Source organism: Spiroplasma endosymbiont of Dasysyrphus albostriatus, assembly GCF_964019495.1.
In the GTDB taxonomy this organism is placed as follows: Bacteria; Bacillota_I; Bacilli_A; order Mycoplasmatales; family VBWQ01; genus Spiroplasma_E.
Map to the genome: position 1 here is coordinate 1,722,170 of NZ_OZ026447.1, position 23,471 is coordinate 1,745,640.

General features: G+C 23.2%; 25 protein-coding genes. 15 read left to right on the plus strand and 10 right to left on the minus strand.

The window, feature by feature from the left end; all coding sequences use genetic code 4:
* Positions 1–77: 77 nt before the first annotated feature.
* Genes AACL11_RS10310 through AACL11_RS10360 form a run of 11 tightly spaced genes read left to right on the plus strand, consistent with a single transcriptional unit; the run spans position 78 to position 10,485 of the window.
* The gene (locus AACL11_RS10310; protein WP_338986811.1) at positions 78–593 is read left to right on the plus strand and encodes a hypothetical protein; all 516 of its coding nucleotides are present in this window, start codon (positions 78–80) and stop codon (positions 591–593) included.
* Positions 594–621: 28 nt separating this feature from the next.
* Positions 622–1,956 (plus strand): hypothetical protein, encoded by a 1,335-nt coding sequence (locus AACL11_RS10315; protein ID WP_338987733.1) that lies wholly within the window; start codon positions 622–624, stop codon positions 1,954–1,956.
* 2 nt (positions 1,957–1,958) lie between these two features.
* Positions 1,959–2,243 carry a hypothetical protein gene (locus AACL11_RS10320; RefSeq protein WP_338987734.1) on the plus strand — a complete coding sequence of 95 codons (285 nt, stop codon included), beginning with the start codon at positions 1,959–1,961 and terminating at the stop codon, positions 2,241–2,243.
* The gene (locus tag AACL11_RS10325; RefSeq protein WP_338987735.1) at positions 2,212–3,042 is read left to right on the plus strand and encodes a hypothetical protein; all 831 of its coding nucleotides are present in this window, start codon (positions 2,212–2,214) and stop codon (positions 3,040–3,042) included. The genes AACL11_RS10320 and AACL11_RS10325 overlap by 32 nt, the downstream gene beginning before the upstream one ends.
* On the plus strand, positions 3,042–3,953 hold the full coding sequence (locus AACL11_RS10330; protein ID WP_338986802.1) for a hypothetical protein: 912 nt from the start codon (positions 3,042–3,044) through the stop codon (positions 3,951–3,953). The genes AACL11_RS10325 and AACL11_RS10330 overlap by 1 nt, the downstream gene beginning before the upstream one ends.
* A complete protein-coding gene (locus tag AACL11_RS10335) occupies positions 3,954–4,472 on the plus strand; it encodes a hypothetical protein (protein WP_338986801.1) in 519 nt (172 codons plus the stop codon).
* A 3-nt stretch (positions 4,473–4,475) separates the two neighbouring features.
* Positions 4,476–4,826 carry a hypothetical protein gene (locus AACL11_RS10340; RefSeq protein ID WP_338986798.1) on the plus strand — a complete coding sequence of 117 codons (351 nt, stop codon included), beginning with the start codon at positions 4,476–4,478 and terminating at the stop codon, positions 4,824–4,826.
* 43 nt (positions 4,827–4,869) lie between these two features.
* Complete coding sequence (locus AACL11_RS10345) at positions 4,870–6,627, plus strand: hypothetical protein (protein ID WP_338987736.1); 1,758 nt, start codon at positions 4,870–4,872, stop codon at positions 6,625–6,627.
* Positions 6,628–6,631: 4 nt separating this feature from the next.
* A complete protein-coding gene (locus AACL11_RS10350) occupies positions 6,632–8,134 on the plus strand; it encodes a hypothetical protein (protein ID WP_338986795.1) in 1,503 nt (500 codons plus the stop codon).
* 1 nt (position 8,135) lies between these two features.
* The gene (locus AACL11_RS10355) at positions 8,136–9,521 is read left to right on the plus strand and encodes a hypothetical protein (RefSeq protein WP_338987737.1); all 1,386 of its coding nucleotides are present in this window, start codon (positions 8,136–8,138) and stop codon (positions 9,519–9,521) included.
* Entirely contained in the window at positions 9,433–10,485 is a 1,053-nt protein-coding gene (locus AACL11_RS10360) for a hypothetical protein (RefSeq protein WP_338987738.1), read from the plus strand. The genes AACL11_RS10355 and AACL11_RS10360 overlap by 89 nt, the downstream gene beginning before the upstream one ends.
* Here AACL11_RS10360 and AACL11_RS10365 read toward each other — a convergent pair.
* Positions 10,478–11,050: an IS630 family transposase gene (locus tag AACL11_RS10365; protein WP_338988471.1), complete on the minus strand. Its 573-nt coding sequence runs from the start codon at positions 11,048–11,050 to the stop codon at positions 10,478–10,480. The genes AACL11_RS10360 and AACL11_RS10365 overlap by 8 nt on opposite strands.
* Entirely contained in the window at positions 11,007–11,366 is a 360-nt protein-coding gene (locus AACL11_RS10370) for a helix-turn-helix domain-containing protein (protein WP_338973555.1), read from the minus strand. The genes AACL11_RS10365 and AACL11_RS10370 overlap by 44 nt, the downstream gene beginning before the upstream one ends.
* A gap of 49 nt (positions 11,367–11,415) precedes the next feature.
* Here AACL11_RS10370 and AACL11_RS10375 point away from each other — a divergent pair, with 49 nt between their 5' ends.
* The 3 genes from AACL11_RS10375 to AACL11_RS10385 are packed head-to-tail and all read left to right on the plus strand — an operon-like array spanning position 11,416 to position 14,879.
* Positions 11,416–12,942, plus strand: coding sequence for a hypothetical protein (locus AACL11_RS10375; RefSeq protein ID WP_338987739.1), 1,527 nt, complete (start codon positions 11,416–11,418; stop codon positions 12,940–12,942).
* A gap of 51 nt (positions 12,943–12,993) precedes the next feature.
* A complete protein-coding gene (locus AACL11_RS10380; protein WP_338986622.1) occupies positions 12,994–14,007 on the plus strand; it encodes an IS3 family transposase in 1,014 nt (337 codons plus the stop codon).
* 47 nt (positions 14,008–14,054) lie between these two features.
* Positions 14,055–14,879: an Mbov_0401 family ICE element transposase-like protein gene (locus tag AACL11_RS10385; protein WP_422397956.1), complete on the plus strand. Its 825-nt coding sequence runs from the start codon at positions 14,055–14,057 to the stop codon at positions 14,877–14,879.
* 181 nt (positions 14,880–15,060) lie between these two features.
* Here AACL11_RS10385 and AACL11_RS10390 read toward each other — a convergent pair whose 3' ends face one another.
* Complete coding sequence (locus tag AACL11_RS10390) at positions 15,061–15,492, minus strand: hypothetical protein (protein WP_338987741.1); 432 nt, start codon at positions 15,490–15,492, stop codon at positions 15,061–15,063.
* A gap of 646 nt (positions 15,493–16,138) precedes the next feature.
* Between AACL11_RS10390 and AACL11_RS10395 the strand changes: the two genes are divergently transcribed.
* Positions 16,139–17,080, plus strand: coding sequence for an ankyrin repeat domain-containing protein (locus AACL11_RS10395; protein WP_338987742.1), 942 nt, complete (start codon positions 16,139–16,141; stop codon positions 17,078–17,080).
* A gap of 56 nt (positions 17,081–17,136) precedes the next feature.
* Here AACL11_RS10395 and AACL11_RS10400 read toward each other — a convergent pair whose 3' ends face one another.
* The 7 genes from AACL11_RS10400 to AACL11_RS10430 all read right to left on the minus strand — a co-directional run bounded on the left by AACL11_RS10400 (position 17,137) and on the right by AACL11_RS10430 (position 23,358).
* Positions 17,137–17,805, minus strand: coding sequence for a copper homeostasis protein CutC (locus AACL11_RS10400; protein ID WP_252318999.1), 669 nt, complete (start codon positions 17,803–17,805; stop codon positions 17,137–17,139).
* An 18-nt stretch (positions 17,806–17,823) separates the two neighbouring features.
* Positions 17,824–18,999 carry a methionine adenosyltransferase gene (gene metK, locus AACL11_RS10405; RefSeq protein WP_422397957.1) on the minus strand — a complete coding sequence of 392 codons (1,176 nt, stop codon included), beginning with the start codon at positions 18,997–18,999 and terminating at the stop codon, positions 17,824–17,826.
* 11 nt (positions 19,000–19,010) lie between these two features.
* Complete coding sequence (locus tag AACL11_RS10410) at positions 19,011–19,997, minus strand: alpha/beta fold hydrolase (RefSeq protein WP_252319001.1); 987 nt, start codon at positions 19,995–19,997, stop codon at positions 19,011–19,013.
* Between the two features lie 30 nt (positions 19,998–20,027).
* Positions 20,028–20,855: a TIGR00282 family metallophosphoesterase gene (locus AACL11_RS10415; RefSeq protein WP_174480992.1), complete on the minus strand. Its 828-nt coding sequence runs from the start codon at positions 20,853–20,855 to the stop codon at positions 20,028–20,030.
* Between the two features lie 15 nt (positions 20,856–20,870).
* Positions 20,871–21,185 (minus strand): YlxM family DNA-binding protein, encoded by a 315-nt coding sequence (gene ylxM / locus AACL11_RS10420; RefSeq protein WP_252319002.1) that lies wholly within the window; start codon positions 21,183–21,185, stop codon positions 20,871–20,873.
* Complete coding sequence (ftsY, locus tag AACL11_RS10425) at positions 21,178–22,161, minus strand: signal recognition particle-docking protein FtsY (RefSeq protein WP_252319004.1); 984 nt, start codon at positions 22,159–22,161, stop codon at positions 21,178–21,180. Before ftsY ends, ylxM begins: the two co-directional genes overlap by 8 nt.
* Before the next feature lie 219 nt (positions 22,162–22,380).
* A complete protein-coding gene (locus AACL11_RS10430; protein ID WP_338987743.1) occupies positions 22,381–23,358 on the minus strand; it encodes a DnaJ domain-containing protein in 978 nt (325 codons plus the stop codon).
* Between the last annotated feature and the right edge of the window lie 113 nt (positions 23,359–23,471).

Below are 23,471 nucleotides of genomic sequence, written 5' to 3' on the forward strand. Positions count from 1 at the left end.
TTCTTTATTTTAAAGGGGAAAAATGATATAATTTACATAAGGAAACAGTAGCCATTCTGTGAGAATAGGAGTTAAATATGGAAAGCTTTAACTGAGATAAAAATAAAAATTATAATAGTGAAGAATTAGAAAGTTTATTAGAACAACACCGAAATTTTGTTTATAAAACTACTAAGACTGAATTAGAACCTAAATTAAGTGAATATGAAATAAAAATAAAAGAATATGAAAATAAAGTTAATGAATATCAAGAAAAAGAATTGTTTAATGGTTTTAATGATAAACAATTAAAAATAGTTAAATCATTAATTAATACTGAATATAAAGACCTTGATAAACATTCTGCTTTAAATAAAATAAAAGAAGATTATGCAGAAATATTTAATAATAATTTACATAATAAAGAAATTAAAAAACAAGAAATTATTAAAAATGAAGAATCTAAACAAGAGTTTTTTAATCCAAAAACACTTTTTGAATTAGATAATAATATTACATCTAAAAATGAAGAATTATTAAAAAATACAGAAGTTGTTGGTGCAAAAACTAAACAAGAAATGATTAAATTTTTAGAATTTTTATTTAGTAAATAATTAAATATTTCTCAAAAGGAGAGATATTATGGCTATTCCACAAGTTCCAACTGGTTTAATTACTGGTGGTAATAATGGAAATAAAGCAATGTTAACTGCTATGGAAGCACAAGTAAAAGGTATACTTTATAATGATGAAAGTATGATGTTTTTAAAAGCAAGTGCAGTTGCAGAACAAATAAGTGAAATACCTGGAGCAGTAGAAGCATATTACCGTATTGCTGAACGTTTACGTTGAGGTTCAAAATATGATGTTGAAGTTGGAACAAATAAACAATGAACAACATTAAGAACAACTAGTGTTATTTTAGACCAAATATTAGTTATTGATTGAAGAACTGAAGATTTTGATATGAATAGATTTATGTCAAGTCCAATTCCATTAAAAGCAAATATGTTATCAATATGAGCAGAAAGTGCATTAAGAAATTATTTATTTATTCAAGAATGTATTTTTTTACAAGGTATTAAAGATTATTGTATTTCTAAATCACAAGTAATTCCTATTAATATGTTAGAAATGACAGAAGATACAGCAAAATCAGCATTTTATCAAATTGGTGATAAAATGAATGAATTATTAGGAAATATAACTGAAACTGAAATTGGTACAAATGTAAGTGATTTTATTGGTGCATTAGGATTTACTCCAATGTTACAATTAACAAAAGCATATTTAAGATTAAATTATGGTCAAATTGCAGCAGATACTGTAGCAAGTGGTCAATTATATAAACAATCAGTATTTGGTATGTTTTTATATAAACATATGTTTTTAAATAAAGATATGGTTAAAGATACTAAAACTGGTTTACATTTAGAAAAAACATTTGATTTAAAAAAAGTATTAGGAGTTTTTGTGCATAGAAATGCATTTGCACAACCTAATAGTTTTCAAAAAATAGTAAATTTAATTGATAATAATACATTAAATCAAAAAACATTAGGTAAAGCACTTTATGGTATAACAACAGCAATTCGTGGTTGATTATCATTTATTATTATGGAAAAAATGCCAACTGCTGATGAAATTAAAGAAGCACAAAAACGTTGTTGAACTAATTGAATTAAATTAACTCCAGCAGAAAGAGAAAAATCACCAGTAACATTTAAAATTGCTGATTTTGATGATTTTAGAATTAGTTTAAATGATTTAATTTATTTTAAAAATTTAGGAAAAATAACTATGACAGGAATAACTCCTACTAATGATGAATTAGAAACTGCAATAATAAATGCTGGTAATAATGGTTATGAAAAAGGTAAAGCAATATTTAGTAATATTACATCAAAAAGTGCTACTATGACTGGTAATGATAAAGATTATATTGAAGAAATAGAATTAAAATTTTCTAAAAAATAATTATGGAATATATTTATAAATATTTTGATGAAAAAGCACATATTACTATTTATTCACCAAAACCAGAAGATTTAACTACAAGTAATGATATTAGAGCAATTTTATTAGATGAATATCCTAAATTAAGAAATGATTATTTTATAGTAAGTGATGTACATGATAGTTATGCAATATGTGTTGGAAATAATATACATTGTGAAGGTAAAGTAATAATTAAAATAGAAAAACAAACTAATGTAAAAGGAGTTAATGAAAATGCCAAATGACACCATTGTACAATCAAATAATTATACTTTATTAAAAATAATTCGTTCTTCAATTAGTCCATTATCAGCAATGATAGGTATAAGTGCTTATTATGGTCAAGTAATATATAATCCAGTATTAGGTTCATTTAATAGTTTATTATTTGGTAAAAAATTAGGTTTAGATATATGAAATTTAAATCAAAGACCAACAACTAAAAGTAAATTAATTAATAGTAGTAAAAAAATCTTATTAGGTTTAGGAACAATTGGTTTAGCAAATTATGCTAAATTTACTAATACAAATATTAATCCGAATCCAACTCCTAATCCATTTCCAAATACAACACCAATTAATCCTTTTCCAGATGATTTATTATTTAGTAATAATAGGACTGATAATCATTTAATGGATTGAGATACATATATTAGTTTAAATGCTTATGGTATTTCAAATCTTATTAGTGGATTAACTGAGTTAATACCTAATAAATTTGAAACAATAAGAAAGATTTGTAATATGGCTACTGGTGGATGTTTAATATCAAGTGGTGTAGCAATGGGTATAAATAATGATTTTAATAATGCTTATGCAATTCCTACTATTGTTGCTGGTGCAAGTGAAATAATCCATAATTTACTACCTATGGAAACTACAAATCATATTCAAGAAATGCAAGAAACACCATTTAATAATGAAACTGCAAGATTAATTAATGATAATAGATTTACTATTAATACTGAAACATCTAGTCAATATGGTAGTGATAATATGAGCGAAGTACCATTAAATCATGATAATGCTTCATTAAATTGAGATTATAATCATATGAGTTTATAATGTTACCTTTAATTATTGAATGAATATATTATGCATTAGCAAGTAATGATATTAAATTAGCATTAATAAATGCTTTAAAAACTTATTATAAAAATCAATCATTAAAAGCAATATTTGATAGTGAAAATATTAGTGAAAAAGAAATACATCAACCATATAGTGTTTTTAATCCAAATATACTTAAAAAATTAACAAGTATATTAAAACCAAGTGAATTATCTATATTACAAAATGAAATTAATAAATTTAAAAATCCAATAAATAGTTTTAAAAAATCTATTATGCCAACAGAAATTAGAACTGTTAAAAATTATGTTAATAAATTTAATAATTTATTTAAAGAAAATGAAGAAGAAATACCAGAAAATTCATGAGAAGTATTATCAAGTTCATGATTTAAAAAAGGAAGATTTATTGTTGATAATAAAAATTTAAAAATTGGAACTTTAACAACATTATTTCAAAGTGATAATGATAAAAGACAAATATGATATGGTCCATATACTTATCCAACATTTCCACAAGAAATATGAATATTAATGACACAAGCTAAAGGTAAAAATGGTTCTGGTGCTGGAACTATATTTTGAAAATTTTGAAATAGAAAATGATTACCAAGTCAATTAAGAAAATATGTTAAAAGTGAATTAGCAAAAAAAGGTAAATATTATGGTTCACAAGATACTAGTGTAATTTATCCTAATAATATTAATGTACAAAAAACTATGAATTTTATTAATAGATTAGAAAAAGGTTTTTTTAAATTAAAAGAATATAAAACTTTATCTAAAAATGAAATAGGAAGTAATCAATGAAGATATGAAAGAAAACAATTATTAAAAAATTCTTTACATACAAATAAATATATAAAAATTAAAAGAAATTCTAATTTTTATAAAACATGAAAGTAGGTGATAATTATTATTGAATTAGATAAACCAATTAAACCAATTGGTATATGAAATACTATTAATCCAATATCAAAAGATAATAAAGAATATAAAAGATTAAATAAGATTTGATTTAATAAAAATAGTACTCATATAGATAAAATTAAAATTTTAATATCAAATATTTTAAAAATAACTAGTCATAGTCTTGGTATGTTTATAACATTATTTTTTACAATAACACCTTGATTAATACCGAAAATACCAATAGAAATGGGAATTGGAAGTTATACAAGTCAATATAATTTTACTTGACCTGACCATTTAATATTAACGTTATTTCCTATGTTTGGTCATATTGGATTAAATCTTATTACTAAATTAGGTAATTATGGAAAATTAATTAAATATTTATTAATAACTATACCAATTATTATTACAAGTCCATATTTAATATATCAATATAAACATATTAGAAAACATAAAAAAGAATGTCATTTATGTAAACAACATTCAAATAAAATACAATTGGAGGAATAAAAAATGAATTTATCAAAAGAATTAATAACAGCAGTATTAAGTGGAGCAATAACTACCGGAATTATAGTTACTATTGTTTTACTTTTCTTATCTAAATTTATTAAAAAATCAAAACAAAACAAAATATCAAAAGAATTAAAAAGAGATAAAGAAATTCAATTTATTATTGAAAATATTAAGCAAATAAATTCTCAATTACAATTAGAAACAACATCAGTTGCAAAATTACTTGATAGTTTTAATAATGATATTGAAAAAGATGAAGTATTTAAAAATACTATTATTAGTCAAAGAGCAAAACGTAAAGAATTATCAGAAAAAGATAAGAAAAAAGCAACTAAAGTTGGAATTTAAAGGGTTTAAATACCCTTTATTTTACATTAAGGAGTAAATTATTATGGCTATTAAAGACCCATTAATGTTTATAACAATTGAAGAATTTAAAAATTGAAAAGGTTTTAATAAATCATTATTTGATGAAGTTACAACACCAGATAGTGAAATTAGATATGCAATAGAAATTGCAAGTAGTAATATTGATTTTTTAAGTGGTTTTACTATTTCAAAAAAATGACCAGAAATAAATCCAACAAAATTTACAGATAATATTCAAACTGCAACTACTCATTATGTTAATTTTTTATTAGGTAAAGGTGTTGAATATGCACGTGGTCAAGCAAGTATTGGTCAAGGTGGTATTACTTATTCACAAAATAATCCAGAAGACCCTTATTATATTGTTCCACAAGTATTTAATTATTTAAAAGAAATAAATGAATATCCAATTATGCAAGGTTTTAATCTTAATGTTTCTTCAAAACAAAATTGATTTAAAAAATTTATGGGTAATGGTGGTGAGCAAAATCCATGAGAAATTTATGTACAATCAAATAATATTAAAAGTAGTGATGATAGGACTAAAATTACTATTACTCATCCAAAAAATATTATGGGTTCAGTAGTTGATATTGATACTAGGGGCATTAAAACAAATATTGATAATTCATTATGAGAAGTTGATAAAGATAATATTAATTTTGTTAAATTAAAAGATGATAAAGGTATTAGTGCTAATGATAAAAGAATTATTGATGTTGGTACACCTACATTTTTAACTGATGCTACAAATAAAGTATATGTAGATGATTTATTAGATAAAAAACAAGATAAAATAGATAATTTACAAGATAAGATATTTAATAATAAAGATGATAAAGATAGTACTAGAAGATTAGTTAATGAAATTATTAAAACTAATGTTGGTGGTAAAACTTTAATTTATAGAAATAATCCAGTTATAACTGATGATTTAGATATTCCAAATAAAAAATATATAGATGATAAAATAGATAAAAAGCAAGATAAAGAAAATTGAGTTGTAATAGGAAAGAAAGTTGATAATAGAACATGAGATAATTTTAATATTGACCTTAATAAAACATATCGTGTATTTATAACATGACACAGAAATGCACCTGAGCAAAATGGTTATCCATTAATGTTATTGTTTAAATCAGCACAAGCAGTTGGAACTGGTACATGAACTCTTTTAATTGGTAAAATTGATAATAAAGATGCTTCTTTAATTCTTAAGGCTGATTATACTAAATCTACTAATAAATGAAGTTTATTTATTAAATGTGAAATTGATGGTGGTGCTATATTTAGTTTTGAAGAATTAAAAGAAAATACTTATCAAATTACTAGTAATACATTAAATATTACTTCACCAAGTGTAATTAATATAGATAAACCTATAAAAATTAATTCAAAAAGTTTAGAAACAAATGAAATAGAAGAAAATAATTGAGATATTGAATTAAAAAATAATCCAACACCAAGTCCAACTATTCCACAATGAAAAGAAGTAGGAAAAAGAGAAAAAAATAAATTAGATAATTGACAAATTACTTATGATTTTCAAGAGAATAAACATTATAGAGTTTATTATTCTTGAAGTATATATAATCCAGTTTATACTATTCAAGAATTTATTATAACTAATAAAAAAATTGCTGGTGTACAAATACAAACCTTTAATGATAGTGCTAATATAGTAATTTTATCAGTTCAACATGCTAAATTGATTACTATTTATACTGGAAAAGGTAATTTAAAAGGTAATGTATGAAAATTAGAAGAATTACAGGAATAAAATTATGAATAAAGAATTTACTTATTTACATGAAATTAGTTATTGATTATTAAATAAAAGTGATTTTACTCATAGTGAATATAATTTAAGTGGTAGTAGATATTCAAGTAAAACATATAGTATTGCAGAAGAATTAGCAATATTAATTGCTATTTCAATTAAAGTAAATAAATCAATTGCTATATATTGTTTTAGAAAATTAAATAAAGATATTAATGAATTAACAAAAGAAATTGATGAAGCATTAATTAATATTGGTTTTGATTATAAAGATTTTAATTTAAAATATCCTAATAAACAAGCAGATTTTCGTTTTAAAGGTAGTAAATCATTTATTAGAGTTATGGGTGTATATAGTAATTCAAATGATAGAATACCACTTAAAGGGCTTTCTCGTAGTGAAATAAAAGGTTTTGATTTAGCAATTGAATGATGTGAAGAAGCAAATGAATTTAGTCAAGCAGAATTTCAAGCAATAACATTTGCATTAGGTAATGCTAAAAAAACTATTAAAATTAGAAGTTGTAATCCAGATAATATTTATCAATATTTTATTACTTATATGAATGAACGTGTACCTTTTAATTTAGAAATTATGAAATGTAATAATGAACAAATAAAATCAATAGAAGAAAATCAAATGTTTAAATTATTTCATTATTCAAATTGAAAAGTAAATTCTCATAATTTAAAACAAGATAAGATTAATAATCTTGAAGAATTAAAAATATTAGACCCTATAAAAGCACAAAGTTGATATTATGGAGTTCCTAGTGTTTTACAAGGGGCTATATTTGCAAGATATTTAGATAAAGTAAATACTGAATTAGATTTTCAAGTTTCTAAAATAACTGGTGGATTAGATATAGGTATGGCAACAAGTAGTAGTGGTCATCCAACTGCTACTTCATTATGATTTATTGGTGAAAATCATAATGGAAGAAGAGCACATAAAGTAAGTGAATTTTATCATAGTAATGTTACAATGAAATTTAAAAATACTTATGAATTAGCAAATAGTATTATTGATTATTATTTAATTGAAGCACAAAAATATTTTGCTATGTTTAAAGGTTTTATTTGTTATGTTGATTATGGTAATGGTGGTCAAGCATTTATTGATGTTTTAAATGTAGAAAAAAATAAAAGAAATATGAATTGATTAAATTTTGAACCAGTAGATAAATCAGTAATGTATTTAAAAGATAGAATTGATTTTACTACTACTGGATTAATTAAAAATATATTAAGTTATGATTGAAATAATTGTCCAGAAACTAAAAGACAATATAGTTTAATTCAATGATTATCTAAATCTAAAATAGAAAATTCAAATAATGAACCTAAAATGTTAGATTTATATGATGATACTTGAGATAGTGATTGTTATGCATTAATGAATGATATGAAATGATTAATTGAACAAATAAATAATGAATTATTAATTAATAAAACTAAATTTGAATTTGGTAAACAATATAGTTTTATTAATAATAAGGAGTGATAATATGAATTATAGTCCAACAGAATATTTTAGTATACATGAAGATAATTGAGAATTAGATATACCTAGAATTATTGCAAATAAAAGTACAATGTTATGATTAGGTAAAGGTTTATTATTTAAAAGTGAAAATAAAGACTTATTAAATTTTTTAAATAAATTAAAAGATAAAGATAAATGAAATGAAAAATTATATCAATTTGGTATTCAAAATTCATTATTAGGTAAATGTTTTTTAATATGAATGTTAACTAAAAATGGTGAATTAAGTTTAACTTTACCAAGTCCAAGTTTTATGTCACGTGTTGCTAAATTTAATGAACAAGAACAATCAGCAGAATTATTTTTTATGAATGAACAAAGTGATAATGGTAGTTTAACATGAGTAACAATAGAAAATTCAAAAGTAAAAGTTGAAATATTTAATGGTAATAGAGAAATTTTATTAGGTAGTACAAAATCAAAAATTAAACCAGAAAGTCAATTAAAACAAAAATATGAATTAAAAAATCCATTTGGTTATTTACCAATTGTTGAAATTACAAATTTACCACAAATTCATTTTTATGGTAATAGTACACAAATGAATGCATATCCAGATTGTGCACCAGTATGAAATTTAATATGAGATTTACAACATATTATTAAACAAAAAAGAAAAGAAAGAATATTAAATTTAACTAGATTTTATGGAATTATTGATAATGAAAAATTTAAAGCTTTAAATTTAAGTGATGATTTTCAATCAATTATTAAAGATGCATTTTTAAATATTACTACTGCAAATTATGTAAAAGGTGGTAATGGTGGAGTTGATATTGTACAAGGTAATCCAAAATTTGGTGAATATTGACTTGATTATAATGGTACAGCAAAACAAATATTTAATGGTGCTGGTTATGATTATGATGAATTTAATGGTATTAATTATGAAAATAAAACTAAAACATTAATGAATAATAAATTTGATATGCAAACAACAGAAGTTAAAATAACACATTATTCAACTTATTTATATAGAATGTTTGATATGTTAGTAACTTCTTCTAAAGATGAAAATGGAAAAGTATATTGAAATGGTAAAGGTGAAAGACCTTATAGTTTTGAATTTATACCAATTGCTATGGTTGACCAATTAGTACAAGATGAATTAATTAATAGTAGATTAAATAATGGAACAATGTCAATAGTTGAAGCAATTAGTTTATATGAAAATATTGATACATTAATGGCAAAACAAAAATTAGAACATATTATTAATGAAAATAAATTTTTAAATAAAAATTTAGGAGATAATACAAATGATAATGAACAACGCAGTAAGAATTCAATTAATGAAACAAGCACATCTAGCATTAAAGCAAACTCAACAATTAATAAAGAGATGTAGTTATTGAAAAATATTTCCATTTGTTATAAATAATGGAGCAATTCCTTTAACTGAAACGAGTTATAAACCTATTAATAGTAAAATAAGTGATTTTGGACAATATGAATTAATATTAACTGGTACTACTCCAGTTGTATGTATTTGAAAAAATAGTACAAAAATATATCAAAAAAATAAAGGTAAAATTAATGAAGAAACACATAAAGTTAATGGTCAAGATGAATTTTATACAAAACAATATAAAATAGGTGATTATTGAAATGCTTATTTAATTGATGATACAAGTGGTGTTGATTTTAGTAATTTACCAAATAATCAAATATTTAAAACAGTACAAACAAAAAGACAATATACTTTAGTAATGTTTGAAGAACATATTACAATTGATGATTATTTACAATTTTTTTGTGTATTTAATGATGAAAATGAAAATATTGGTGGTAATAGTGGTAAAAATCAAGATAGACAATTATTATATATTTCAAATGTAACAAATTATTATAGTCCTTATAATGGTGCATTTAGTATGCAAGTATTAACTTTTAGTAGTTTAAATGATAGAGTAGTTGCAAGTGGTCAAAATACACTTGATTTTGTACAATATGCAAGTCCTGGTAGTGGTTATGCTTTTCCTACTATTCAACAAGGAAAAGTAACTTTAAATCGTACTTTAATGCGTGATATAGGAGTAAGATATAGTCATAGACAAAGTTATGGATTAGAATTATTATCAAGTTGTTATTATTATGGAAGACCAATAATTCAAGGTCAAGAACCAATACAACAAAATAATGAAGAAATATTTGAAAGTAAAATATTTGCTTCAAGAAGATTATTTATTGCTGGTAATAATGATTATAGTACTACTGAAGTTAAAAATAATGGTGGTTTACTTGCTGGTATTAATGACCAAATAACTACAAGTAGTCACCCAGAAACTACATTTTATAATATAGCTAACTAAAGTAATGTTTACTCATATCTTGAAAAACAAAATCAATCGCGTTTTTAATATTTGGTCAATAATTTGGTAATATTTTTCTTATATTATGTTTTATAGCAAATCAAAAATGTTCAATTGGATTTAAATTAGGAGAATATGGTGGAAGAAATAATAGTTTGCATCCAGCATTTTCAATTAATTGTTTTGTTGCTTTAGATTTATGAAACGTCGCATTATCTAAAACTATAATTTGTCCACACTTTAATACTGGAATTAGTATATTTTTAACATATGATTCAAAAATTTTACTATTGCAATGTCCTTCAAATGCTCATAGAGCTTTTAATTTACCTTTATTTAGTGCACCAATTATACTCATTCTCTTTATTTTATATGCAGGTTTATTATCAAATAATCTTTTACCTTTTTCAGACCAACCATATTTATAAAATTCATTATCATCAATTCCAGATTCATCAATATATACCAAATCTTCATTCATTATTTTCGCTATTTCTTTTAAAAAATCTTCTTGTTTATTTTTATCTCTTTGTTCATATAGAAAAGTTTTTTTTATATGTATAATTTAGTTTTTTGAAATAGTTATAAACTGTTTCTTTTGTCATATCACCAAATTTTTCAATTACTTTTTGAACTGTAACATCTTTATTTTCTGCTAAATAATTTTTTAATTCATCTAAATCCTTTATTTTGTGGCTATGTCCTTTTTGATAATTCAAAATTGGTTTTATATTTCCGGTTTTTTGCTTTCTTTTTCTTCATAAAAATAAAGTCTTTCTAGTGATATTGAACACTTTACAAATTTCTTTAATTTTCATGTTTTTACTTTCATAAACTTCTATTACTTTTCTTCGTAAGTCCTCACTGTATGGTTTTGGCATAATTTAATCTTCCTAATCTATTTTAATTATTGCTGAATTATACTTGTAAGTGCAAGAATTGTTTAAATTACATATTATTATTTTACATTATTTATGAGTAAACATTACTTTCGTTAGCTATATAATGGACGCAAGACCAACTGGATATACTAATTATGATAATTGACAAAAATTTTTAGAAGCAAAAAGATTTGATATGTTAGCAGAAAAAGATTTTAAAGGATTATTAGCATGTAATAAAAATTTAGCAATTAATAGTAATGGTAAATCAATTGGAGAAGCAAAATTCTTTTGAGATTCAGAATGAAATATAAATAATTTACAAGGTAATTATAATGTAGATATGTCAAGTAATTTTAAATATAAAGACCCACATACTAATTTAATTATAGGAAGTCCAACTGTTGATTATAGTAAAATATCACAAAAATATATGTCAGCAATATTAAATTTTAATAGTGTAGTATTTTCTCCATTAGTTCAAATGCCTTATGATTCAAATCAATGATTACCAGTAGCATATAGTTCTTATCCTTTAATTGGTAAAATGTTAAATGCTTTAACTTTAGGTATTCCAATTGGTTGAATTAAAACTCAAAATTATCAACAATATAAAAAAATGGCATTTTTTAATGGATTTATGTCTGCTTTTTTTGCTTCAAATTTATCAAGTATTATTGGTAATAATGATAATAATTGATTTATACCTTTAAATGTATTTAGTAATTCAAGTGAATTTGCATTAGGTAAAATGTTAGGTTCACATGTTAGTACAACTGCTATGACTATGAAATTAAGTGATAGAATAAGTGTTTATCCATGAGATGCTAAAAATGGACAAAAATTAACAGTAAAAGAACAAATATCAACTGTTGATTTATCACAAAAGAAAAATAATAAAGTTTATATTTTAGCAGAAGATACAGAATTTTTAGATATAGCAAGTCCTTTTACAAGTAAAGATACTGAATGTCAATGAAATCCTACAAGTAATGGTATTGCTGATGGTTCTAATTATGCTTATATTATTACTGATATAATAAGTCAAAGTTTACATCAAGGTGAAGAAAGACATACATTTTATAGTGATAATCCTTATACTTATCAAGGTGATTATAATGAAATATCAGTTGCACAATATAGATATAATAATAATGGTGCTTTAACTGGAAATACTTTTAATTGAACAACACAATATAAATTAAATCATGATGAATATGAAGAAAGTGAAGAAACAACATTCAGTTATCCAGCAAATATATTACCACCCGACCCACAAAATATAGCAAAACAAATTGTAATTATTCCGAAAAATCCAAGTGTAGAAGTTAATATACCAGAAACACATATATTTACTCATACACAAGATAAATTAATATGAGATTATAATTCATGAGTAGAAAATGTAGTACCTAAAATTAAACCATTAGAAATAAATATTAATTTTAAAGATTATTTAGACCCTACACTATTAATTAAAACTTTTAATGATTTAAAAAGATATTATAAAAGCATAGATGTATATTTAAGTTATGAATATGAAACATGGATGGGGCCACTTAGCCCTTTTTACTAGACCATTAATTTAAAAAATCTGAATGTATTCTAAAAACAATTGTGTTATATAATGAACACTAATTTTGACCTGAAAGGATTTTTATTAATGGATAAAATTAAACAAATAGCATTAATAATTAACAAATTAAATATCAAAGAAAAAATTAAAATTATCGATGATTGCAAAAATCAATATTCAATTAGAAACTTATGTCAATATCTTCAATTAAACAGATCAACATATTACTTTTTAAAAAATAAACAAAAACTTATTAAAAAAGAAAAAAATCATATTATTAATTGCAATCATAAATATCAAGAATTATGCCAACTTTTAATCGAATTTCATTCTACAAGAAAAGGTAGAATTTATGGATATTTAAGAATTTTTTCAGCTTTTAAAGAGTGATTAAAACAAGAGAAAAATATCATTTTAAATATAGAATTATCAACAAAACAAATGCGAAAAATTATGAAAAAACACAATATTCAAGGATTAAAACAAACTAAAAATAACTATCCTAAAAACAAAAAAAATCCAAATAAGTGAATACCTACAATGGATAAAGTAAACAAAGATTACAAAAGTACAACCGCTTCAAATCAAATTTGATCAATGGATACTAAACAAATAAACACCAAAGAAGGTTGACTATATCTTTTTGTAATTATTGATTTTTATTCAAATAATGTTGTTAGTTATAATACATTTTCAAATAAATCATATCAAGATTTAATTCTTCCTGCACTTGAAAAAATAAACAACCAATTTTCTTGAAATCAAATAAAAAACGTTATTTTACATTCAGATAACGCCAACGAATTTTATTGTCAAGAAATTACAAAATGAGCAAAAAACAAACAAATAATTTTAAGCAAAAAACAACCATATGATATTGGCGGTAATGTCATATCTGAAAATTGATTTTCACATTTATCTCAAGAATGATTGCCTAAAGACTCAAATCAATATTTAACAATCAATGAAGCTATTAATGATGTAAATCAATATGTTATGTTTTATAATTATGAAAGAATACATTCTAAATTTTTAAAACCACCAATATTACAAATAAAAATTTAGAAATATCTATCAAAATATGGTCCAGTAATTAGGGCTAACCACCAGATATAAAGAACAACGTTATTGAACATTTTGCAGATGGAAAAAAATATCGTGATATTTTACATACTATGAAACAAACAAAATTTAGTACAACAAGTGTTGGAAGAGTATTTCAAGAACATCAAGTTAGTAAATTAGATGTTCCTAAAATAAAATTAGAAGCAAATCAATTTATTTATATTAGTATTGATGATGGACATCGTAAGTTTTGAAAATTTAAACGAAATTCTGGTAAATATTCAATGCGTTTAGTATTATTTTGTACAGATAATGTTAATCATAAATTAGTTAATAAAAGAGCAGATGTAATAATAAGACCAACAAAAACTAAAATTGGAGTTCAAAAAACTGCTGAATTTATTTTAGAACAAGGAAATAGATTTTTTGAAAATTTTGAGCAAGCAAAAATCATTATTTGTGGAGATAGTGCAGAATGAATTAAAGATGTTGCTAATTATTTAGGTGCACAATTTGTTTTAGATAAATTCCATTTAGTTAAAAAGTTGTATGTAGGAATTATTGCTGGAAACAAAGGAAAATATTTTGAAGAATATAATACTTGTAGAAATTTTATTGAAAATGGTCAATATGATGAATTAATAAAGTATATGAATGAAATATTAAAAAATCATAAAAAATTAAAAAAACAATATTTTAAAAATAATAAACAAGGAATTGAAAATCAAGGTGCAAAATGAAATATTGGTACTTTTGCTGAAAGTAATATTTGATATATTTTAAAAGAAATGCTTGGTAATAGAACATATAGCATAGATATTTATATTAAAATGGTTATTTTTAAGTGTAATCTTGTAAATTCTAAAACATAATCAATTTTTTATTTTTTATTAAAAATCTTAAAAACTTATTAAATTAAAAGTTAAGAATTTTTGTTTTACATTAATATTAAATTTTCTTAGTGATTTTTTAATATTTGTATTTTAATTGAAATTAATTTAATTTAGTAGTAATATTTACTTACAATTGCATATAATTACAATTATTTCTTGTCTATAATTTTAAAGAAATGTTTAAAAAGTAATTATATCCTCTGTTTTTGTTACCGTCCCAATAATTTTGCATATCAATATCTGAAATAATTGTTTGTTTAGTTATATCAATCATTGTTGAACCTTGATAATTTGGATCATTTGAATTACTACTTATTTTGACAACTATTTTAGATACTTTTTCAAGTTCTTGTTTATTGTTTGTTATTTCTTCATTATTTTCGTTATAAAATTGAAGTTGATAACCAGCAGCTAATGGTATTGACTTAAATTCATCAAAACTATTTATATTACTAATTAATTCTTTATAACTTTTACTTGGATTAGCAATAATGTCTAAACCAGTTAATTGAGTAATAGTACTTAAATCAGTTTTATCAGATTGTTCTTTTATATTTATTTTAATTGGCGCTGTTGAACCTTGATAATTCAAATCATTACTATTGCTAGTAATAACTATATATAAATCACCAACTTTTTGTAATTTAGTAGTTATATCATTTTTAGCTTCTTTATCACTAAAATATTTAATTACAGGGTTACCTAACTTTGGATTTAAGTTTTTAACTTCTATTGTATTATTTATTAATGTATCTAATTTTTTATTACTTTTATTAACATCTACAGTAATATTTGTTGTTAGTTTAGTAATTTTATCTTTTAATTCTGTTTTTTGTGTTGTGTTATTATCACAAGCAACAACTGATAATGGTATTGGTGTTGATATTGTTAAGATCGATAATAATTTTACTAAGTTTTTTATTTTTTACCTCGCTTAAAAATAATAAGTTAATTTAAAAACCAATAAAGATTTTGAATTAATAATATATGAAAACCAAATATTTTACAATATAACTTTAATATGCAAAAATACTTGTAAATTAAGTTATTTTTTAAAAAATTTCTTTTCTTTTTTATATATTTTAAAATTATTTTTTAATTAAAAATTATAATTATCTATTACTAGTAAAGAAAATTTGATATTATATTATTAAAATTTAATATAAGTTTTTGACCTATTTACTTTATTTCAAAATAAATAGGTTTTTTGTTTTAATTTAGAAAAGGAAGATAAAGAAATGCCTAAAAATAAATTTTTAACAGCTATTGAAGAAGGTGACTTACAAACAGTTAAAACTTTACTACTTAATCCTGATAACAATAAGTTCGATATGGAGGGTGCCTTAATAACAGCCGCTGATTATGGTCACATTGAAATAGTTCAATTTTTAATAGAAAATAATACTGATATCAATCATATAAATAGTACAAAAGATACTGCTTTAATGTTAGCTGCCGAACAAGGTCATGAAAATATAGTTAAAATTTTAATAACAAACGGTGCTAATGTTAATCATATAAATAACACAAAAGATACTGCTTTAACACTTTCTATTGAACAAGGTCATGAAAATATAGTTAAAATTTTAATAACAAACGGTGCTAATGTTAATTATATAAACAAAGATTATGATACACCTTTATTATTAGCTACCAAAAAAGGTTACATAAAAATAGTTAATCTTTTAATAACAAATGGTACTAACATTAATTATATAAACAAAAATGATGATACAGCTTTATTATTAGCTGCTGAACAAGGTCACACAAAAATAGTTAATCTTTTAATAACAAACGGTGCTAATGTTAATCATAAAAATGAAATCAATGGTGATCATACTGCTTTAACACTAGCTGCTGAACAAGGTCACACAAAAATAGTTAATCTTTTAATAACAAACGGTGCTAATGTTAATCATAAAACAAAATTTGGCAATACTGCTTTAACAAAGGCCGCTAAAAATGGCCATTTAAATGTAGTTGATTTATTAATAACCAATGGTGCTGATATTAATCAAATAAATTTACGTGGTGAAACTGCTTTAATAAGAGCACAAAAACATACAAAAGTAGAAAAAATTTTAACAAAACAACATTCTTTAGAATCTAATAAAAATGAAATCAATACAACTAATTATAATAATAAACCATCAATAAAGGTTACTGTTCTTTTGTATTAAAAGAACAGTAACCTTGTTAAATGTTTAATCTTATCTATTATAAAACTTTTTATTATTTATGCCATATTTTTAATATTATTAATTAATTGATAATTAATAGGATTATTAAAATTATTATCTTCGTGCACACATTTTCCAACGTGAATATCATTAATACCATTTTTTAATAAAACATTAATATTTTCTAAATTAACTCCACCACCAGCAAGAATTTTTATTGGTAAATTTAATTTCTTTAATTCTTTAAATTTATTAATATTATTTACAATATTATCTTGACCACCAGAAGTTAAAACTGTAGTAACACCTAATTTTACTAACTGTTCTAAAGCTTGTTTTTTATTAAAAATTTCATCAAAAGCACGATGAAAAGTTATTTTTAAAGGCTTTGCTAATTTAATAATTTCACTCATTCTTTCAACATCAATATTATTATCTTTAGTTAAAATACCACAAACAATACCTGATGCATGAGTTGTTTTAATAAATTCAATATCTCTTTTAAAGATTTTAAAATCATTATCAGTAATATTAAAACCATTATTATTATTTCTAACCATAACCATTACTGGTTTCAATGAAATTTTACATGCTTCAGCAATCAATTCATAATTTGGAGTATAACCACCAAATTCCATAGCAGTACAAAGCTCAACTTGATTAGCTAAAGAATTATTAATTTTTTCTATATCTTTTAAAGATGTAGCTATTACTTCTAAAAACATAAAATATCTCTCCCCATCTTATTTTTTTGATAAATAAGTTTTCAATAAACTAACTTTATCTAATTTCTCTCAAGGTAATTGTAAATCATTTCTACCAAAATGACCATAAGTTGATAATTGTTGATAATTTTGTTTAAATAACTCTAATTTATCAATCATAGCACTAGCAGAACAATCAAAGACTTGATAAATTATTTCTGTTAATTTTGCCTCTGTTAAACCGGAAATAATAGTTTGATGAGTATTAACAAATATTGCAATTGGTTCAGGAGTTCCAATTGCATAAGCTAATTGTACTTCACAAATCTTTGCTAAGTTAGCAGCAACAATATTTTTAGCAATATACCTAGCATAATAAGCACCCGTTCTATCAACTTTAGTGGGATCTTTTCCTGAAAAAGCTCCCCCACCATGACAAGCAGCTCCACCATAAGTATCAACCATTAATTTTCTTCCTGTTAAACCAGTATCACCAGCAGGTCCACCAATTACAAATTTACCAGTTGGATTAATTAAATATTTAAAATCAATATTTAAATGATATTTATTAGCAATATATTGCATAATTTCTTTATGAATAAATGTTTTAAATTGTTTTTCATCATAATTTGCTTGATGTTGAATGCTCATTAAAATAGTATGTATTTTTAAATTTTTAGGGTCTTCTTGATCAATAGTAACTTGCGCTTTCATATCAAGAAGTGCATACTTAAATTTTTTTTCCTTTCGTAATTTTGTAGCTCGTTTAATTAATTCATGTGCTAAAACAATTGCTAATGGCATATATTCTGATGTTTGTTGACATGCATAACCAAACATTATTCCTTGATCACCAGCACCAATTTGATGATTTTTTAATTCAACACCTTGTAAAATATCAGGTGATTGTTCATGAATTAACACTTTAATTTCACAAGTAAAACCATTAAATCCAATTTCATCATTTATATAACCAATTTCAGTAATAACTTTTCGCGCAATTGCTTGATAATCAACTTGAGCATGACTATGAACTTCACCACCAATTAAAACAAAATTTGTAGTAATAAAAACCTCACATGCTACTTTGGCATGTGGATCTTGTTTTAAAAAAGCATCTAAAATTGCATCAGCAATTTGATCGCAAATCTTATCAGGATGACCAGGAGCAACAGACTCACTAGTAAAAAGAGGATGGGTAATATTAGGTATTAATTTCATATTTTTTAACCTTTCTCAAGTAAAATTTTTTTTGTAATTCATGGCATAATTTCATTATCAAATATATCTTTAATATTAGGTTCATTAATTAAAGCATGTTTACCATCAAAAATAAAAACATAACTATGATGTTTCTTCCAATATTTTTTATTAATTTTAAGTTGATGAAAATCACTAAATACATCATCAGCACTTTGCAAGATTAACGTTGGAAGTTTTGAATTACTAATTTCCATTATACTTTTTTTATTAATTTTTTTAAATTGTAGTAAAAAACGTAATGATCAATTTTGACGATTACTATATCTTTGATTTATATTAGTAATATGAGCATTATTACTAGAAATATCTTGATTTTCAACATAGATTGGCATTTGAATATTAGAATTAAAAATAAAAGCAAAACAAAAACAAATAATAAAACTTAATGAAAATTGATAAAGATTTTTTTTAGTTACTAAATTACTAGTAATTAATGCTGATACTTGTGAATTATTTTTAACAGCATGACTGGCAATAGCTGCGCCTAATGATTCACCAAAAACAATAATTTTTTGATTAGGATATTTAGATTTTACTGCACTTATTATATCTTTTAAATCATTAATATCAGTACCTAATGATTTAAATTTTCAATCTTGTCCATTTTTACCATTACCTCTTCGATCATAAGTAATTAAAGATAGTTGTGATTTTTTACAAAAAGAACTTAATAATTTAAAATCATCTTTTTGACCTTGCAAGCCATGAGCACCAATAATAATGACTGTACTTTTATCAACCATTTGCTTAAATAATTTTACTTCATAACCATCACGTAAAATAATTACCTTTTCTCGTATTTCAGCAGCTTGTTGTACATGAACATTATCTTTAATTTTTGCCATTAATAAAATTCTTAAAATTATTAAAATAATTAATATACTAATCCCAATTAAAATCGAATATAAACCATTTTTATCAGTAAAAAAATTAGCATTGTTTCATATCATGTTAAAGTTAGTCCCTTCCTATATTTGTAATTATTCGTAAATTTTAAAATTAGGTGCTTGTGGATGAATAAAAATACGTTCAATTTTTTGTGCTTTATTTGTCTCATCATTAATAGTTAATAAAACAGCTGAAAATTGACCTTCACCATCAGCTGGACTAAATTTTGCCGGCATACTTTTTTTATCACGAATAATAACTTCTTCAGCTTTAGCACCAATAATAGAATAAAACGGACCTGTCATTCCAACATCGCTAATAAAAGCAGTACCTTTTGGTAATAAACGATTATCTGCTGTTTGAACATGAGTATGAGTCCCTACCACACAAGTAACTTGACCATCAAAATTTCAAGCAAAAGATAACTTTTCCGCTGTTGCTTCAGCATGAAAATCAATAATATGAATGTCACTTTTTTCTTCACTATTTTGTTTATCAATCGTAATAAGTTGTTCAAGAGCAAAATAAGGATTATCAGATTTATCCATGAAAGTACGACCAATTAAGTTTGTTACACGTACTTTTTTATTACCAACTTTAACTAAAATTGTACCATTACCTGGATGATAAGGATTATAATTTAAAGGACGCAATAAATCGGGAGTTGTATTAATATACTTAGCAACATCAGGATGACCAAAAATATGATTACCGGTAGTAATAATATCAATACCAGCATTTTTTAATTCATCATAGTGTTTTTTACATAATGATTTACCATGAGTAGTATTTTCACCATTCGCAACTACTAAATCAATCTTAAATTGATTTTCATATTCCTTTTTTATTTTAGGAATTCAATATTTAACCATTTGTCTACCAACAATACTGTAAATATCACCAATTATTAAAATTTTCATTAATTTCCACCTGCTTTATTCTATTTTATCAATTTCTTGTAAAACTTTAATAAAATTATACTTTTCCGTATATTTTTCATATATTACTTGTCGTTTTTTATATTTTTCATAAAGATGCAACTTACTTTCATATTTATTTAATAAAATAATAACTTTTTGTAGACTATCATGAACAGCCGTTCGTGATACTTTTTGTAAATCAGCGATTTCTTGTAAAGATAAATTCTCAATAAAGTAATTTGTAAAATATTGTTTTTGTTTTGCTGTTAATAATGTATTATAAAAAGCAAATAAACTATAATATAAAACTTGTTTTTCTAAACTATTCATTTTCATACTCCACAAACAAATCACTTGTTAAACTAAAAATATACTTATCTAAATCAAACTCTTCCAAGTCATTAATACCTTCACCAAAACCCATTAATTTAACAGGAATATCTAATTCTTCCTTAATAGCAAGAATAATGCCACCTTTAGCAGTGCCATCCATTTTTGTTAAAATAATGCCAGTCAAAGAAACAATTTTCATAAATTCTTGCGCTTGATTAATACCATTTTGTCCAGTTGTACCATCAATTACTAACAATGTTTCATTAGCTTCATGTCCTAATTTCTGAGTAATAATTTTATTAATCTTTTTTAACTCCTGCATCAAATTAACTTTATTTTCTAATCTCCCTGCTGTATCAACAATAATAACATCACAACCTTCAGATTTAGCTGCTTCAATTCCAGCATAAACAACACTAGCTGGATCTTGCTTTGGTGTTCCTAAATAACAAGGAATACCAATTCTTTCTGCTCAAATTTGCAATTGTTCAACTGCACCAGCACGAAAAGTATCAGCAGCAACTAGAATTGGTTTTTTACCTTGTGTTTTTAATTTAGCTGCTAATTTAGCTGCTGATGTTGTCTTACCATTACCATTAACACCAACAACTAAAAATAACGAAATATTATTACTACTAAAATTTAATCTTGTAGAAACCAACTGACCATCAGTATAAATAACAAACATTTTATCAATAATAATATCATTAATATCTTTTGGTTTTGTTAATTTTTGAATTTTAGCTTCATGACGAATTTCATCAGTAATAGTTTCTGCCATTTTGTATCCAACATCTGCTAAAATTAATACTTCAGTTAATTCTTCAAAATATTGTTCATCAAGTTGATGATAACGCGCTGCTAATGCTTTAATTTTAGATGCAAATAATGTTCTTGACTTTTTAAGGCCCTGATCATATTTAGTTGTCTTTTGACCAAATAATTTTGTCTTTAAATTTTTAAAAAATGCCATATTTTCACCTACATTGTTTATTATACCAATAAATAACTAGTTATTTATGACATTAATACTTTAATTTTATTAAAATATTAATAGTACGATTTAAAAGTTTTATTTAATAAGTAATTTATTATATTTTAATTTAATAATAAATCCAAAAAATATCAATCATTTTTTCTTGATTTTAGCTAAAAATAAAAGATTGCTTTTGCAATCTTTTAACTTGTTTTATTAAATACATGATGAATTTGATGCGTTATATCCACTTGTTGAAGGTTGATTTTGTAAATCCATTGCATTTATTTTTTTAGTTTTATTAAAACTTAATCGCTTTATTTTTTCTTCAAATACATGTTTCTCATTATTAGCAATTTCTTTTTCTAATAATAAATTTTTAAGTTGATCAGTCTTAATTAAAATATCCTTATTTATATCTTTGTTCTTATTAACACAACCAAAAGTAAAAATAATAATAATATAATTTAATACTGAATTTGTTTTTTTCTGTTCAAAATGTGCAATATCTCTTTCAATATTGATAATTTCTCTTTCAATATTAGTAATTCTTTTAGTTATATTTAATAAGATTTGTTGATTTTGTTTTATTCTTAATTTTTGCATTTTTTTTAAAAAAAATTTAGAAACTTTCTTATCTTTTGAAAAATCTTTGGCAAAAGATAAACTATCATTACCCATTTTATCTTTCTCAATAAAATTAGCACCTTTATTAATTAATAAATTAATAAATTTTAAATCAGCATTACCCATTATAGCATAATGTAAAGGAGTATTATCGCTATTATTTTTGGCATTTATATTAGCACCATATTTAATTAATAGATCTGCAGTTTCTAAAAAATTATGAAAACATGCATAATGTAAAGGAGTATTACCAGAATTATCTTTTTCATTTATATTTAAATTATTTATTTTATTAGTAAGAAAATAAATAACTACCTTATTATTACCATTTTGTAAAAAGTAAATAAAAAGTTTTTGATCAAAAACTTTTCTTAAGTTTTCATCCGTTAATATTCTTTTTGCTTCATTCAATTCTTGCATTTTAAGTTTTGATTGAGGATTATTATTTTTATCTGGGTGAGTTTTTAGAGCAGTCTGTTTGAATTTTTTTTTAATTTCTGCTACTGATGCTGTTGGTAATACATTTAATATATCATAATAATTAGAAATTAATGATTCATCTTTCAAATTTCTTTTTTTCTCCTTTCAAAATAAAAACCCATTTACTTTAAAATAAAGTAATGAGTTAAAAACTATATTTAGTTTTCAAATAAAGTATACATATTTGACTATTAATTTGG